The 15,645-nt window shown below is 60.7% G+C and carries 12 protein-coding genes and 2 pseudogenes; 6 read left to right on the plus strand and 8 right to left on the minus strand.

The genetic code is table 11. The annotated features are described in order from the left end of the window. Positions 1 to 419, minus strand: a 419-nt coding sequence (locus ACLFKU_RS36345) for a PTS glucose transporter subunit IIA (protein ID WP_410852375.1), incomplete at its 3' end; no start/stop codon positions are given. Positions 420 to 538: 119 nt separating this feature from the next. Further along, the gene (locus ACLFKU_RS36350) at positions 539 to 2,935 is read right to left on the minus strand and encodes a phosphoketolase (protein ID WP_410852376.1); all 2,397 of its coding nucleotides are present in this window, start codon (positions 2,933 to 2,935) and stop codon (positions 539 to 541) included. A 511-nt stretch (positions 2,936 to 3,446) separates the two neighbouring features. On the opposite strand from ACLFKU_RS36350, the gene ACLFKU_RS36355 reads away from it, so the two are divergent. After that, entirely contained in the window at positions 3,447 to 3,719 is a 273-nt protein-coding gene (locus tag ACLFKU_RS36355) for a hypothetical protein (RefSeq protein WP_410852402.1), read from the plus strand. A 12-nt stretch (positions 3,720 to 3,731) separates the two neighbouring features. Here ACLFKU_RS36355 and ACLFKU_RS36360 read toward each other — a convergent pair. From ACLFKU_RS36360 to ACLFKU_RS36380, 5 genes and pseudogenes are all read right to left on the minus strand, one after another. After that, a pseudogene (locus ACLFKU_RS36360) lies at positions 3,732 to 4,876 on the minus strand (DUF3300 domain-containing protein); the annotation flags it as partial. A 195-nt stretch (positions 4,877 to 5,071) separates the two neighbouring features. Then, positions 5,072 to 5,368 carry a DUF4148 domain-containing protein gene (locus ACLFKU_RS36365; RefSeq protein WP_410852377.1) on the minus strand — a complete coding sequence of 99 codons (297 nt, stop codon included), beginning with the start codon at positions 5,366 to 5,368 and terminating at the stop codon, positions 5,072 to 5,074. Between the two features lie 1,323 nt (positions 5,369 to 6,691). Continuing rightward, entirely contained in the window at positions 6,692 to 7,123 is a 432-nt protein-coding gene (locus ACLFKU_RS36370) for a response regulator transcription factor (protein ID WP_410852378.1), read from the minus strand. After that, complete coding sequence (locus ACLFKU_RS36375; RefSeq protein ID WP_410852379.1) at positions 7,101 to 7,325, minus strand: response regulator; 225 nt, start codon at positions 7,323 to 7,325, stop codon at positions 7,101 to 7,103. Before ACLFKU_RS36375 ends, ACLFKU_RS36370 begins: the two co-directional genes overlap by 23 nt. Beyond that, positions 7,285 to 8,595 carry an ATP-binding protein gene (locus ACLFKU_RS36380; RefSeq protein WP_410852380.1) on the minus strand — a complete coding sequence of 437 codons (1,311 nt, stop codon included), beginning with the start codon at positions 8,593 to 8,595 and terminating at the stop codon, positions 7,285 to 7,287. Before ACLFKU_RS36380 ends, ACLFKU_RS36375 begins: the two co-directional genes overlap by 41 nt. Before the next feature lie 101 nt (positions 8,596 to 8,696). On the opposite strand from ACLFKU_RS36380, the gene ACLFKU_RS36385 reads away from it, so the two are divergent. The 3 genes from ACLFKU_RS36385 (at position 8,697) to ACLFKU_RS36395 (ending at position 10,992) form a co-directional block, all read left to right on the plus strand. Continuing rightward, positions 8,697 to 9,374: a TetR/AcrR family transcriptional regulator gene (locus ACLFKU_RS36385; RefSeq protein ID WP_410852381.1), complete on the plus strand. Its 678-nt coding sequence runs from the start codon at positions 8,697 to 8,699 to the stop codon at positions 9,372 to 9,374. After that, entirely contained in the window at positions 9,301 to 9,867 is a 567-nt protein-coding gene (locus ACLFKU_RS36390; RefSeq protein WP_410852403.1) for a hypothetical protein, read from the plus strand. Before ACLFKU_RS36385 ends, ACLFKU_RS36390 begins: the two co-directional genes overlap by 74 nt. Positions 9,868 to 10,149: 282 nt before the next feature. Next, complete coding sequence (locus tag ACLFKU_RS36395) at positions 10,150 to 10,992, plus strand: DUF2092 domain-containing protein (RefSeq protein WP_410852382.1); 843 nt, start codon at positions 10,150 to 10,152, stop codon at positions 10,990 to 10,992. Between the two features lie 1,442 nt (positions 10,993 to 12,434). Here the strand turns inward: ACLFKU_RS36395 and ACLFKU_RS36400 are convergent. After that, positions 12,435 to 13,466: an AraC family transcriptional regulator ligand-binding domain-containing protein gene (locus ACLFKU_RS36400; RefSeq protein WP_410852383.1), complete on the minus strand. Its 1,032-nt coding sequence runs from the start codon at positions 13,464 to 13,466 to the stop codon at positions 12,435 to 12,437. A gap of 363 nt (positions 13,467 to 13,829) precedes the next feature. Here ACLFKU_RS36400 and ACLFKU_RS36405 point away from each other — a divergent pair, with 363 nt between their 5' ends. Next, positions 13,830 to 14,513 carry a glutathione S-transferase family protein gene (locus ACLFKU_RS36405; RefSeq protein WP_410852384.1) on the plus strand — a complete coding sequence of 228 codons (684 nt, stop codon included), beginning with the start codon at positions 13,830 to 13,832 and terminating at the stop codon, positions 14,511 to 14,513. A gap of 334 nt (positions 14,514 to 14,847) precedes the next feature. After that, positions 14,848 to 15,633: pseudogene (locus ACLFKU_RS36410) on the plus strand (methyl-accepting chemotaxis protein); the annotation flags it as partial. Positions 15,634 to 15,645: the final 12 nt, after the last annotated feature.

A 15,645-nucleotide genomic window follows, 5' to 3' on the forward strand; every position in this document is an offset into this window, starting at 1 on the left:
ACGTAGCGCGTGACGAGATCGCCATTGGCGATGACCATTTGCGTGAGCAGGCTGGCTGCTTTTGCGCCGACCACGATCGGGTCGAAGCGAATCAGCGGCGTGCCCGCAGCGACGGTGTCGCCTTCCTTGACCAACGGCATGAAGCCCTCACCGTGCAGCAACACGGTGTCCAGCCCGATATGCAGCAGCACCTGCAGACCGTTGTCGCCGGTGATCGTTGCGGCGTGGCACGAGCTGTGGAGTTGCGTGACCTTGCCGGCAAGCGGCGATAGCAGTTCATCCGAGGTCGGATCGATCGATATGCCATCGCCGACCATCTTCTGGGCAAAGACCGGATCGGGCACGCTGTCGAGAGGAACCAGTACGCCCGACAGTGGCGCGATCAACTCGATGCGCTGAGGACGCTGAGGAGCTTTCATCACCAGGACTCCTTGTACATTGACGCTCGCCTGAGGTGGCTCGACTCGAGCCGCGTGAGCGCGACATTCCTACGTGCGGTCGCCACCTTCACCGCTCACGCATCATTGCGACGCTCGATTCAATACGGCCAAGTCCAGTCGGAGATTTCGGCGCGATCGGTGCCATGCTTGTGCGCGTAGTTCAGGTTAAGGATGATTGCATTGCGCATGTCTTCCCTGAGGTGCGCACTCCTGCCCTGCAAGCGCGGCACGCGGTCGAGCACGTCGAGCACGAGGTTGAAGCGGTCTACTTTATTGAGGATCGCGAGTTCGAGCGGCGTGTTGATATTGCCCTTCTCGGTGTAACCGCGCACGTGCAGGTTCTCGTGATTGCGAAAGCGGTAAGCCAGCTTGTGAATGAGCCACGGATAGCCGTGAAAATTGAAGATGACCGGCTTGTTGGTCGTAAACAGGCTGTCGAACTCACGCTCAGTGGAGCCGTGCGGATGCTCGCTCACAGGCTGCATCTTGAAGAGATCCACCACGTTCACGAAGCGTAGCTTCAGCTCGGGCAGACGTTCGCGCAGAATCGCCGTGGCCGCAAGTGCCTCCTGAGTGGCGACGTCGCCGCACGAAGCCATCACCGCATCCGGCTCCGCGTCCTCGTCATTACTTGCACGCCGCCAGACGCCCATACCCTTTGCGCAATGCACAACAGCTTCGTCGATCGTGGTGAACTGCAGATGCTTCTGTTTGTCGGCGACGATCACGTTGATGCAGTCGGTGGTGCGCAGGCAGTGGTCGGCGACCACGAGCAGCGTGTTCGCGTCGGGTGGCAAATAGACACGCGTCACCGATGGGCTCTTGTTGGTGACCAGATCGATGAAGCCTGGGTCCTGATGCGAGAATCCGTTGTGATCCTGACGCCATACCGTCGACGAAAGCAGAATGTTCTCCGAGGCCACCGAAGCGCGCCACGGCACATGGTTCTTGCATACGTCCAGCCACTTCGCGTGCTGGTTGAACATAGAGTCCACCACATGCGCGAACGCTTCGTACGTATGAAAGAAGCCGTGACGCCCGGACAGCAAGTAGCCTTCGAGCCAGCCCATCAGCGTGTGCTCGGAGAGCATCTCCATCACGCGGCCATCACGCGCGAGTTCGCCGCCGTCGTCGTCTTCGGGCAGCATGTCGGCCATCCACACCTTCTTGCTGACCTCATAGATCGACTGCAAGCGGTTCGACGCCGTCTCGTCGGGGCCAAATACGCGGAAGGTGCTCATGTTGCAGCGCATCGTGTCGCGCAGGAACTGGCCCAGTGGCTGCGTGTTCTCGCGCAGCACGGCGCCTGCTTGCCCGACTTCCACCGCGTAGTCGCGGAAGTCGGGCAGCTTCAATTCGCGGCGCAACACGCCGCCGTTCGCATGCGGATTGGCGCTCATGCGGCGACGCCCTTCCGGGGCCAGCGCGCGCAGTTCGGGCACAAGGCGACCGTTTTCGTCAAACAGCTCTTCCGGCTTGTAACTGCGCATCCAGATTTCCAGCAGCGCAAGATTCGCGGGATTGCCGCTCACATCGGAGAACGGCACCTGATGCGAGCGCCATGAGCCCTCGACCTTATGGCCATTGATCTCCTTCGGCCCGGTCCAGCCCTTCGGGGTGCGCAAGACGATCATCGGCCAGAACGGCCGCTCAGCGGTGCCGCTTGCGCGCGTTCTTTCGTGAATCGCACGAATCTCCGCGGTGACGGTATCGAGCGTGGCGGCCATCGCCTGATGCATCTCGGCCGGGTCCGATCCCTCTACGAAATATGGCGTATAGCCGTACCCCTCAAACAGTGCTTTCAGCTCCCGGTGACTGATGCGCGACAGGATCGTCGGATTGGCGATCTTGTAGCCATTCAGGTTCAGGATCGGCAGGACGGTGCCGTCGCGCGCGGGGTTGATGAACTTGTTCGAATGCCAGGCAGTGGCGAGCGGGCCGGTTTCGGCCTCGCCGTCACCGACCACGCAAGCCACAATCAGATCAGGGTTGTCGAGCACGGCGCCGTAGGCGTGCGAGAGGCTGTAGCCGAGTTCTCCCCCTTCATGAATCGAGCCTGGTGTTTCCGGCGTCACGTGTGAGCCAATGTGACCCGGAAAGGAGAACTGCTTGAAGAACTTCTGCATCCCCTCGGCGTCCTCGCTTTTGTCCGGGTACACCTCGGAATAGGTGCCTTCCAGATAAGCGGGACCCAGTACACCGGGAGCGCCGTGCCCAGGGCCGGCCATGAAGATCACATCGAGATCGTCGCGAGCGATGACGCGATTCAGATGGGCCCAGACAAACGAAAGTGCCGGACTCGCGCCCCAGTGTCCGAGCAGGCGATGTTTTACATGCTCGACCTTCAGGGGTTCGCGCAATAGCGGATTGTCCCGAAGATAAATCATGCCGACCGACAGGTAATTACAGGCGCGCCACCACGCGTCAATGCCTGTGAGTTCGTCACTGGATAGCGTCGCGCGAGGTGAAGCAGCCGAAGCAGCATCCATGCTCATACCTGCGTCTCCTTTACATGCAGCCTCAACCCGGGTCGAACGTCGAAGCGTCCAGGTCCGCTGCAACGGCGCTGTTGGGAATTGCTGGACCGCGTCGCGCCTATAGACGGCCCTTTGCATGACGGTTGCGAAAGAGGAACCTCGATATGTCACCGCGGCGAAGACAAAGAGCACGCCTGCGATCAGAATTTCGCGGTAAATATCCTTTGTCCCCGTCCCGGATTTCGAGCGGGAGCTTACAGCCTAGTCGTGGGCCGATCCATTGCCTATCGGACCTTGGTCCGATATTTCGATGCGCAATCGCGCGGAGCGACCACGGACTTCCGTGCACTCTGCCGCTCGGCACTCATGTGAGCGCGACTATGTTTGATTCGGCTTCCGTGCATGAAGAGTCCCGACGCGGGCGCCATCGGACCTTGGTCCCATTTTTTTCGCGCACCTGGCTGTGTAGGGTGAAATTGCACCGACCTTTTGGACGGCCCACTTGTTCGCATTTCCCCGGGAGTACATCATGAAAATTTCTGTATTTGCTACCTCGGCCATCTTCGTTGTCGTGCTGTCGAACTCGTATGCATGGGCTCAAGACAATTCGGCCACCACCGCGCCGGCGGCTGCAGAGCATCCCGACGAGATCGTGCGGATGCACCAGCAGGTCGCCGCAGCCAATCGGGTCTACAACAAGAAAGTAGCCGCTGCAAAGAAAGTCTTCGATGAGAAAAAGGCTGAAGCCAGAAAGGAACGCGATGCAGCAATAGCGGCAGCGCATCAGCGCGTCGGCCAATAAAGCGCTGCGTCGGTCGCGCCCACCACCATATCCGCCCCCGTAACCCCGCCTAGATTGTTGCTGGCGCGATTGATGTTGCTGGAAGCGCTTCGATTGGCCGCGCCGGTCCGGTTGGTGCCAGCGGATCGGTCTGCGACCGATGCACGGTTGCCCCCGCCGGCCCGGTTGCCCGTACCCGCCCGGTCGGCCGTGGCCGCTCGGTTACCCGTACCGGACTCACGCCCACGATACTCGGACCGCCTGTCGGCCCCTGATGAACCGGTGAACTTGTCGCGCGTGGCGTTATCCCGATAGGCCACACCTTGGCGATGGCCCGCATCGTGCTGCCAGCGCCCGCTTCTCTCACCGTTCTGGCTCCGCGATCTGTCAGCGTTCCGGTCGACGTTTCTTTGCTTGTCATAGTTGATGTTGACGTCGCCCGAATTCCAGTTGCAGTCGCTGTAAATCGCACCGATAGCTGCAACGCCGAGGCCGAAGGCCAATCCGGTCGCGAGGGCCGCGCCGGGATAGTAACCGGGGTAGTAGGCCGGGTATGGTGGCCAGTAATAGGGCGGATAGGCCGGGTAGCTCCACGCACCGTAGACAACCGTCGGGTTGTACGCGGGAACGTAGATGACCTGAGGATTGGCGGGCTCGATCCGCACGACCGTTGTCTGGCCGGCGGCCGCTGGCTCAACGATGACCTGTTGCTGCTCGTTGGACTTGAGGTTGCCCGCATCCTGCGCGCGCGCACGTAACCGCTGCACCGCTGCGAATACGTCTTTTTGCTGGGCGAGGAACGCGTCACCAAGCTTCTGTGTCCAATCCAGCTTGTCGTACATCGGCTCCAGTATCTGGGGGAATGCCACCAGCGACTTCACGCTGGCGTCCCAAGGTTGATTCTGGACTGCCTGCACCGCGGCATCGCCTTTTACATTTGGATTCTTTTGCACCCAGCGCGCCGCATAGACGATTTCGAGCGGATAAGTGGGCGCCATCAGGACCTGAGCCAGAACCGGGTCTGGATAGAGCGCGATCGGCGCAACCAGCGCCTCAAGCTGCTCCGGCTTGTAGGGCGCAGGTCCTTCAGAACCGCGTTCCCCATAGGCAGGGGCCGCCACAAGCAGGATCAGCCACAAAAGCGCGGCCCGTACCCATCGTTCGCTCCAGTTGGGCAACGTACGTGCGATCAGACAATGAAAGCCCGCCCCGACACTCGTTACGTTCTGTGCCTGCGAAAAGTTTTCGAACCGTCCATACGCGTTGCCAACCCCCAGCGCTGCGGTGAAATGCGACCGGCGGTTGCCGCGCGCTAAGTCTGCGGTGGACCGAATTGGCGCCAGGGGCTCAGGGACTTCTCGCCTGGGGTGAGACTACTTGCACTCCGTTTCGAACCAATGGTCGACCAGGCGCTGCGCTGCGTGTAGATCCGCTGGATAGTGTGGGTCGTCGTGCCATGGTGACGGGTTGTACCCCGCTTTGCTCAGAGCCGAGAGCTCGCTTCGGTGTTGTGACCTCGTCCGTGGCGCGTTGTTTTTAGTCTCAGCCAGGTCACGGCACTCAGTTGGGGTCAGATGTCTCGCGCTATGAGGCACGCCGGCAGCGGCATATCCAGTCAGCAGGATCGCCAACGCAGCAAGGGTCGAGCAGTTTTTCGTGAGCTTTTCCATAGCGCCTCTCCGTGTATCCGATTGGCACAACGCAAGCGGCGCGATGCCGCCGGTCGTGCGCAACTAATATTTAAATATGCGACCCTCGTCGAGCGGGGTGGGTCGGTGCGTTATTAGCACGGGTCAAGGCGGGATCCGGTGCCTGCGCCCGACGCGATGGTGCGCTTGCAATCACTGGAGTCTCTCTGAACACTCGGACCAAAAGCACCTTGATGTGCCGCCTTGATCGCAGCGTTCCGCTTCTTCGCAGCCGCTGCTGCATTGTCACGACCTCGTCAGAATGCTCGGCGAGGCGCTCCGAAACTCCAGCAGGCGCGCCTTGCGCCAGTCCATCAGAAGTCTTCGATGAAGACAGTCAGTATGGCCGCGCCCCTAATTGCAATTTCCTCAGTCTAGTTAGCGTCCGGGCGTGAAGTCATGTTTGAGGCTCAGCTGGCATTTCCTCATCAGATCCAGCGTTCGACAGCCGTCCGGGGCTGCGTCGCCCTCTTGCGTGAATACTCCTGTGTTGTAAGCCACTACCCGAAACCCGCCACCTTTCCCGCGCGGGACGGTAATACCCCAGTGCCAGACGCCGTCCTGGGAGAAGACATGCAGGGTCGCGACTCCATACAGCCCGTCCGCCAGTACCCTCATGGAAGCGCCACCGAAGAACTTGCAATCTGCCGCTGTCGCTGATGCGAAGAAGCGTGGCAACGCCGGTCAAGCTCATCGCGAACCGAAGGGTCCGCCAGTAACCGGGCACTTCGATGTTCCCCGAATCGAACATTCAAGGATTGAGCGATGGCTTTCCAGTCTGCGTAACTCCCTGTGTCGGCGAGTTCCCCTGCGAGGCGCAACATGGACTCCGTCAGGATAACTGCGGGATACCGGTTTCTCATTGTGTCACTCCTCGGGGCGATACCCGGACTGTTTAGATCCTGGCGGGCCTGTCCACGAAACAGAAAGCTTTCTCCATCTTGGCGCGGCAGTCGGCTAGATCGATGCTCTCGGTGCCGATCCTTAACGTTCTCAATGACGACGAGTCCTGCGTGCGCTGCCAGGCATGCGCGCCGTGTGTCGGGAAGCGAGCACTGGCTGCGGCAGCATATTGATGTACTGGAGAGCGTTGAGCCGCCCGGCGCTTTTCGCACCCATTGCCCTGATCAATCGCCGGACAATTGCGAACATGTTTTTCATGGCAAGGAACTCCCCTGGTGGTGGTTTGCGTTTTCAGCTTAGTCGTACGCCGTTGCCGCCGATATCGGACCTTCGTCTCATCGTTGCGAGTTCAACAACGTGTGAAGTCTCCTTGCGCCCGACGGCGCGGCCTTTGCGCTAACTTCACGGGCGGAGTTCTGGCGTATCGAAGTCACTATCGATGAGCATGCTTACCAGCCCAGCAAGCGACGCGGCTTTCATCTTCTCCATCACGCGTCCCCGGTGAACCTTGACCGTCTTTTCCGCTGCGCCAAGCTCACTGGCGACGAGCTTGTTCATGTGGCCTGCCACCACGAGGGCCATCACCTCGCGCTCGCGGGGAGTCAGCGTGTCGAGCCGCCGCTGTACCTCCGCCCGTTGTTCGCGCCGCGCAAACAGACGTTGCGCCTGTGCCGTCGCCCTGGCCGTCGCCTCGAGCAGCAAAGCGGCTTCGACCGGTTTGACCAGGAAATCCACCGCCCCGGCTTTCATCGCCTCCACCGCGGTCTGCATGTCACCTTGAGCAGAAACCAATACGATCGGAACGATGCCGTCAAGCCCGTCGTTGCAGTTCAATGCCACTGAAATCGGGCAACTGGAGGTCAAGCAGCAGGCAGGCAGGCGCACTTTTCAGGTCAGCGTCCTGCATGAAAGCGCTTGCACACCCATAGCCCTGCACGGTGAATCCGCCTGATCGCAGCACGCGGCACAGGGCATTCCGTACATGCTGATCGTCATCAACGACGAACACAAGTGGCGTCGGTCGGTTTTCGGTCATTTGCGGGTACGGGTTTTCGAGATCCAGAATGGGACGGAAGTTCGATATGGAATGTCAGGCCGCGGTCGGCATTGCGCTCGACCCACAACTTGCCGTCGTGCGCCATCACGATGGACCGGCTGATAGCGAGTCCAAGACCGAGCCCTTGCGGCTTGGATGTGACGAAAGGCATGAACAGAGACCCGAGCCGGTCGTCGTCGACGCCCACGCCCTGATCGCTCACGTCGATGCATACCGTGCCACGATCCTCGATAGCACGAACTGAAACGTCAATCCTACGTTGCTCCAGAGGCCGGTCGCGAACAGCGTCGAGCGCATTACGCAGCAGGTTGACGAGAACCTGCTGGATCTGAACCGCATCGCCTCGCAACTGCGGTAGACCGTCTTCGATTCGTGCGAAAACCTTCGCGCCACACGTCTGCGTCTCGCGTCGTAGCAGCTGGATGACGTCGCGCACGAGCCCGTCCACGGCAATCGGGCTCGTCCCGGCAGTCTCGCCTCGAGCAGACTGGCGCATGCGGCGAATGATGGCGTGCGCACGCGTACTATCGGCGACGACGTCGGCTAGCAACTCCTGCAGGTCACCGAGGGCCGGCGGGTTCTGCGCGAGAAACCGCTGCGCGGCCTGGGCGTTGCTGAGAATGGCGGTGAGCGGCTGATCGACTTCATGGCTGATCGCGACGGCGATGTCCCCGAGTTCAGACTCGCGCGTGCGAAGGATGCCTTGCGGAACGCTGGCGGCTGGCACACCCTCTGCCTCCTCCCTCTGCGGCTCGATGACGACCACCACGTTTGTCTGAGGTCCTATTGGCAGCGATGCAGACATGGTGGCCTTAGCTCGAAGATGCGCGCCGCTCTTTGTATGCGCAATCGCCGCCCAGGTCATGCTCTGGGGCGAGCGCTGCGCGACCCTCATTGTGGCAATTGAAATTGGGCGATTGTCCCTCGCCGACGGTACGATGAAAGACTCAATCGGCATACCCAATATTTCCTCGAGTGCGTAACCGAGCAACTGAATTGCGCTTCCATTTGCCCAGATAACGTTGTTCGAAGTATCGAGCACCAGCGCGGCCGCAGGCACCACCTCGAGAATGCTGCGCAGACTCTGCAGCAGGCGACCATGCGGCTTGGAAAGCGGCGCAAGGCCGGGCCGTATCTCCGGTCGAGTTGCGTACCACAGGGCAGATGTCATTCGCATTAACCATCCGCGCACGGCGGTCACTGTAGGCAGCGTCATCGACTCAGTCACAATGAACTTTTCGTTTCTCATGTTTGTCCCGACACGCCGGCGCATGAAATGATCGATTCTAGTCTGCACTGAAAATTGTACCGATAGGTCCACAAAATATTACCGAGGGTAAACCATGAGAAATGTACCGTTCGGTTCATGACCCGCGGGACTATCATCGTTCAATGGAAAAACCACGAAAGACAACCAACAGTCGCGGTGAACGATCGCGCCAGGAAATCCTCAATGCGGCCTCGCGTGTGATGTCCGCTTACGGCTATGCGGGCACCTCAATGTCCACCCTGGTCAATGCGACCGGGATCCCGAAAAGCGCGATCTACCATCACTTTGGCTCAAAAGCCGGACTGCTTGCCGACGTCATGGCTCAAGGCGCCAGCGGGTTTTTCGCCGCGATGCAGGAAGCTCACCGGGATCCACCGGAAGCGGGCACTCCGCGTGACCGGCTGCTCTGGTACCTCAAAAAGTCGGGCGAAGTGTTCAGGTTCAGGGAAAACTTCCTGCGCCTGATGCTCATCATGGTCATGAGCAACGAGGCTGCGGAACCGGAAGCCCTTCAGATGGTCATCAAGGTTCGCAACGAAGGCCGCAGCTATATGCGGAAGCTGGTTCGGGACGCTTTTAGCGTCTCAGGCGAGACCTTGGCATCAGACATCGTCGACGACATTGCTCACTTTGGCATGCGGCACCTACGATACGCTGGCAGCGCGCCGCCAGGCGACGTTCTCAATCCCCGTCTATCCCGGCGGCATTGGCGTGGTGGTGCGCCGCGACGCGTCGCCAGGGCTCAGGAATGTGCTTAACGGCACGCACAGCGGAGTGTTCTGGCGCGGCGCGCCGTCGCAGATTTTGTCGCAACAGACGATCGCCGTGGTCGCGGGCGCCGATGCCGAAGCGTGGGTGCGCAAGCGCCTGAACGAACTGCATATCGACGCGCGAGTGCTGAGCGTGCCTGATGTCACCGCGGGTGTGCTGAGCGTCGTCAATCGGCAGGCGAACGCGTTTTTCGCTGAACGGGCCTTATTGGTCTCTCTCGTCAGAATCAATCCGGCGGCAGACGACCTGCTGGTGCTGGAGCGTCGCTTTACCGACGCATCGATCGCGATCGGCGTACCGCGTGGTGACGACGAGCTGCGGCTGATAGTCGACCGCACGCTGAGCGAGCTGTTCGTGTCGCCGGAGTTGCAAAAGGTTTATGGCTCCTGGTTCGGCCCGCTGGATGCACGCGCCCAGGAATTTTTTCGCCAGAGCGCGATTGCGCCGGGCTGGACACCTACGACAAATCCGAAGACGTAAGAAGTCTTGAGGTCATAGCACGATGCATGGGCGCCGGGGCACCGCCTCGGCCGTCGGCGTGATTACGGATGATTGTTGCCGGTTCACCATGTCAGATGACGAGACCGGAGTGATCGACGAGCAGTTGCATGTCGCGCTAGCCCGTGATGCGCGAGGCGGTCGTGAAGGTGTGCTGACACCGGAGGCCGAGGGGCGAGGGACTTTTCTCGACGCAGAACTGTACTATATTCAATTCTCGACGCGAGGATATCCGTGAGGCACAACGGCCGACGGGGGTAGCTCATGAGCACAAAACTTCACATGCTGCGGCGCTTCAAGTCTGCTCTACTCGTCTCTGCACTCTTGCTGGTGAGCGGTCAACCAGCTTACCCGCAACAGGCTTCCACACCACAGCAGAAGCAGACCGCATCGCAGGAGCAAGCCCACGCGATCCTGATGAGGATGGCAGTGTTCCTTGCTAATGCGAATGCGTTCGGCGTCGACGTACGCAGCGGCTATGACGCCGTTCAACTTTCCGGGCAAAAGATCGAATTCGGTGAACTGCGAAATATCACGGTAAAGCGGCCGGACCAATTGCGCGTTGAGAGCGAACGCAGCGACGGCACGAAGACAGTTGCTGTTTTCGATGGCAAAGATATCATCGTGGTCGATTCTGCCAATAACGTTTACGCGACCAAACAGCAGCCAGGTAATGTGGACGTCACGCTGATCCATTTCGTTCGGGATCTCCATCTACGCTTTCCGCTAGCGATGCTGCTGACTAGTCGGCTGCCAACGGAATTCGAAGAGCGGGTGCGGCAGGTCGATTATGTGGAAAAGACGAACATCGAGGGCATTCCCACACATCACCTTGCCGCACGCACCGACACTGTGGATTTTCAGGTCTGGATTGCGGACGGCAACGAGCCCTATCCGGTGCGCGTTGTCCTGACTTATAAGAATGCGCCAGGTCAGCCCCAGTACTGGGCGCAGTTGTCGAACTGGAACTTTGCGCCGAGGCTCGCCGACGACACGTTCGTAGTTAAAATCCCCGACGGTGCGCAGAAGATCGCATTCGCCGCTGATATTCCCACGCTGCCCTCCCACGCGCGCAAGCCGTCGTCGGCCAAAGGAGGCACGAAATGAAAACCCTCTCATGGAGTAGCGTCGGTACGGCGATGCTGGCTAGCCTCGTTCTCGCCGGGGGCATGCTCGACGCCAGCGCGGCGGGTCGTGGCGATCGCGGCCGGGCTGGTGGCGATCGCGGCGGCGACGGGGGCTTCTCACGAGGCGGAGCCGCGGCTGGCGGCTCATTCTCATCGGGGCGTGGAGGCGGAGCCGGTGCCTCCGCATATGGCTCTGGAGGAGGGCAGGCAGCAGCGGGTCAGCGCAGGCAAGCGGCCGGCGAAAATCAGGCGCAGCGACAGTCTGCCATGACTCAGGCGCAACAGACATCGGGCGCCAATCAGGCGCAGCGACAAGCGTCACGAAGTCAGGCGCAACAGACATCTGGCGCCAATCAGGCACAGCGGCAAGCCGCCGCGAGCCAGAACCAGTCACAACGGCAAGCCGCTGCTAGCCAGAACCAATCACAACGACAGGCCGCTGCGAGCCAGAACCAGTCACAACGACAGGCAGCCGTCGAAAATTGCTACAACTGCGGCGGCTCCAGTTGGGACAACGACGCTGCAGCTGGATTCGTCGCGGGCGCGATGGTGGTCGGCACGGCCGCGGCCGTAGCAACCGCGGCGACTCCACCTCCCGTGAGTACAGCGGCACCCATGCCGGCCCCCCCGCCGCCGGCAGCACCGCCGCCTTGCAATGTCGCCCCGATCTTGGTCAGCGGCGCCCCTTACTATAAGTGCGGTGCGACATGGTATACGGAGGGGTACGGAAGCGGCGGCGTCGTGTACGTACCAACCCAGCCACCAGCTGGGCATTCGTAGCAGTTTTCGCGCAAGGGAGCACCTGCGGCGCCGGCGTGTAAGTTGCCCGCGTGATCAATGAGCGCGGTGAATGGCACTTCTGGCCGTGTACGAATGAAGGCCGCCCGGCGGACTTCGAAAAGCAACCGTGTCTCGGGCACGACATCCGATCAAGCAGAGCAGCCTGGAGCCCGCATGACAAAGTTACTGATCGACCTGGCGGCTTCTGTCCGACCAGCTTGCCCTTGTTCCACGCCTCACGGGATTGTTCGGTTTTCATCTCAGTCTCCCACAGGGATAATGGGAGTTCGATTGTGATCTCCGACCTCGACGCCCACTCCGGCCGGATTCGCCCCGGGGTTCATACCCGGCCAGGCCAAATATTGCCTTTCATCGATCTTGCAAAGCCTTCACCCGGGCGGCCGGTCCGCAACCGAATGCTGCCCGATGATCTACAGATAAATTTCGGCCAATGCCGACAGTGGCCGATCAGGAACGTGTGGCCGTTCTAGATTGCTTCACCGACATTCGCGACCCGGTGCCGGCGTGTGTCAGCTTTCCTTATTAGCGAACGAGTCCTCTCGACCCTGAACTGCCTGTCGCCTGGCTCCGGCGAGTGACCGTCAAGCGACAGGGACCGGCCGCTAGGCATGACCCGCTTGTTCAACTGAGGCGTTGTCCGTTATTTGCTGATCGTTTCAATTGACGCCATTTCCCTGGCGTCGTGTCCGCCCATTCCCGGAAGGCACGGTAGAACGAATTTGTATCCTGGTATCCTAAGAGCCAAGCCACTTCCTGGATATCTAAAGCGGGGTCCGACAGCAGTTGCATGCCGAGCTCCTGACGAGCATCGCCGAGGAGCGCACGGAACGTCGTGCCTTCCGCTGTGATCCGACGCTGTAAAGTGCGTTCGCTCATGCCGAGCTCGCGACCGACACTGGTGATCTCGGGACGGCCGCTCGGCATAATCCGCTTGAGCACCGTTTTGATTTGCTCAACCAAGGTGCTTTCCGCTTCCAGTTCGCCCATCGCTTGCGCCAGTGCGGGCGCAAGCATATGCAAGAGCTCCGGGTTGTGATTGATAAACGGGCGGTCAAGATCGGCGGAAGCCAGAACGAACCGGTTTTGTGCCGCGCCGCAACGGATCGGGCAGTTGAAGTAGGCGCCGTGCAAGTCCATGACGGGGCCGGCCCGCTTGAACTCAACCGCGACGGGAGCGAGATTTTGACCCGTTCCTCGACGTCCCAACTCAATCAGCATTGCAAAGCTTGCATCGACCGAGAGATCAGACTCAGGCTCAGTGCCCGGCGGCCATTCGATCGTGATTGAGACCCGGCCGTTCTTCTCGGCGCAATGGAGCTTATCGGGGCTGCAAAGCCGCTTGAATCGTATGACCCTCGCCAGACCATCACGATAATTTTCAGCATAGGTCGCGGCGAGGAACGCAAGCTTATGCGCTGCGGTGCTGGTGTCACGGACCATCTTGATGCCGAAGCTTGCATCGGCTGATAGCAATTCGATGGCTCGCCAAATTGCGAAAAGCTGAGCGGTGCTGATGCTCGCCGCAGCATTGTGGCGGAGCATGACAGGAAGACCGGCCGCCCTCAGAACCGCCTCAGCACGCAATCCTTGTAGCTCAACGGCTCGCCAGAAGGATTCTGGCACTTTGCAGCGGTCCCCACGAACATCTTTCACAGAGTTTCCCTTCAATGGCGCCATCTGTATTTAACGACTTCGACTGCCTGGTCCCTCCCACATCAAAGATTTCTGGCGGACACGAAGGAACCCTTCGCTGCGGCCGTGGCCGTGCAGGAAGAGGCGGCCGTCCGCTCTGCGAAGGATTTGACAACTTTCGTCTGCAAACACGCATTGGATCGCACTGTATTCGCGATTGGCGTACTCCGCAAGTTATCTGGCGTGTCAAGTCAATGCGGCCATGCGGCCATTGTTTTATCTTTCTCCCGTCATCCACGTAGCGGGCGCAATGTCCAGAGGAGAGTAACTATGCAGACGAGAGTGAGTAACGAAGCTGTAGATCGGGTTCGGAGGAGTGGGACATTGCCACTGACGTTTTATACAAACCCCAACTCCCGCGGCCGCATTGTGCACTGGATGCTCGAAGAGGTAGGGTGCGAGTACGAAACGGTTGTGCTCGATTACGAACGCTCCAGCGAGGCGGATCGATGGGGTGGCGCAGCGCTCGCGCGTTCGTACGGCATTCTCGACCAGCGCAGTCGCTTTTTCACGGAAGTGAACCCGATGGGTAAGGTGCCGGCGATTGTGCACGACGGCCGGGTGATATCCGAGAGTGCGGCAATCTGCGCGTACCTGGCCGAAACCTTCCCGGACGCGGGGCTGGCGCCCACTGCGGAGGAGCGCGCTAATTATTACCGGTGGATGTTTTTCGCGGCGGGACCGGTCGAGCAGGCTGTCACCAACCATCGAGCCGGGTTCGTGCCGGCTCCGCAGGAGGAGTTCTTCTTCGGCCACGGCAGCTATGAGCGCACGGTGGACCAACTCGAACGCGCAGTGCGTTCAAGCGCTTTCATTGCCGGAGAGCGATTCACTGCTGCTGACGTCTACGTCGGATCGCATATCGGCTGGGGTCTGGGGCTCGGGACGCTGCCTAAGCGTGACGCCTTCCTGGAGTATGTTGGCAGGGTTACACAGCGAGATGCCTTTGGAAGGGCTGCCGCCAAGGGTGAAGCGCTGCTGGCTCTTCCAGATAGCTTACCCGTCTAGCCCGTATGCGCTGGGCCATACTGACAGTGCGCCACAGTGCAGGACTCTGAATTCGGCGCCGATAACGGCCGCCGAGGGTCTACCCGCCTCGCAATCGCCGTGCGCGGTCGACCCAGATCGACGGCAGCGACCATTGCTGATCCGATGATTGGGCGGTGGCGTGCTAGCGGTCGGCATTTGTCGGCGACGTGACGAGCAGGCTGATGGCGCTACATCGCGCGCTGACGAAGTTTCTGGGCGCGAGCGCCGAGCCGGTGCTTCACGGTTGAGGCCAGCTCTTCCATGCTCGCTGCGGTCTCCTGCAACGACGCGGCCTGCTCTTCCGTGCGCGACGCAGAATGCCGACAACGCAAGACAGGCGAGCGGCCTTGCCAATAACGCGACCGAGGTGGCGAACGAAGGCACTGCCATTGTTGAACAGGTGGTCGAGACGATGGCCGGGAACGAGCAAAGCTCGGGCAAGATCGCCGAGATCATCGGCATGATCGAAGGCATCGCTTTCCAGACGAACATCCTCGCGCTCAACGCGGCCGTTGAAGCGGCGCGCGCGGGCGAGCAGGGCCGCGGCTTTGCAGTCGTTGCAAGCGAGGTCCGCAGCCTCGCGCAGCGCTCGTCCAGCGCGGCCAAGGAGATCAAGGTCCTCATCGAGACGTCGGGCAGCCGGGTTCAGACGGGCACGGAGCTAGTGGACAAAGCCGGTGAGACGATGAAGAAGGTCGGCTCCGCCATTCAGCGAGTGACCGACATCATGGGTGAGATCGCCGCTGCGTCCGAGGAGCAGACGCGGGGTATCGAGCAGGTGAATCAGGCCGTCGCGCAGATGGATGAAGTGACGCAGCAGAATGCGGCGCTCGTGGAGGAAGCAGCGGCCGCCGCTGGCTCTATGGAAGACCAGGCAGAGCAGCTGCGCGCAGTCGTCGCGGTATTCCGCACCGGCCAGCCGGTCTTGGCGGCGGCGCCGACACGTGGTGCCACGCGCGCGCCGGCTGTCCTGCCCGCGGCTTCGAGCCACGCAGCTAGAGAAGTGGTGCGTGCAACGCCCGCTGCTGCCAAGCATCGAGCGCCGGAGGCTGCGGAGCCAGTGCACAGCAGCGGTAGCCACGACTGGCATACGTTCTGATAGCAGTCATGC

The organism is Paraburkholderia sp. EG304 (assembly GCF_046543485.1).
Classification (GTDB): domain Bacteria; phylum Pseudomonadota; class Gammaproteobacteria; order Burkholderiales; family Burkholderiaceae; genus Paraburkholderia; species Paraburkholderia youngii.

Excerpts from the sequence above, each read along its gene's own strand:
- ACLFKU_RS36395 (WP_410852382.1), top strand. The coding sequence starts at position 10,150 with ATGAGCACAAAACTTCACATGCTGCGGCGCTTCAAGTCTGCTCTACTC.
- ACLFKU_RS36380 (WP_410852380.1), bottom strand. The coding sequence starts at position 8,595 with ATGAGAAACGAAAAGTTCATTGTGACTGAGTCGATGACGCTGCCTACA.
- ACLFKU_RS36375 (WP_410852379.1), bottom strand. The coding sequence starts at position 7,325 with ATGACCGAAAACCGACCGACGCCACTTGTGTTCGTCGTTGATGACGAT.
- ACLFKU_RS36355 (WP_410852402.1), top strand. The coding sequence starts at position 3,447 with ATGAAAATTTCTGTATTTGCTACCTCGGCCATCTTCGTTGTCGTGCTG.
- ACLFKU_RS36365 (WP_410852377.1), bottom strand. The coding sequence starts at position 5,368 with ATGGAAAAGCTCACGAAAAACTGCTCGACCCTTGCTGCGTTGGCGATC.
- ACLFKU_RS36385 (WP_410852381.1), top strand. The coding sequence starts at position 8,697 with ATGTACCGTTCGGTTCATGACCCGCGGGACTATCATCGTTCAATGGAA.
- ACLFKU_RS36350 (WP_410852376.1), bottom strand. The coding sequence starts at position 2,935 with ATGAGCATGGATGCTGCTTCGGCTGCTTCACCTCGCGCGACGCTATCC.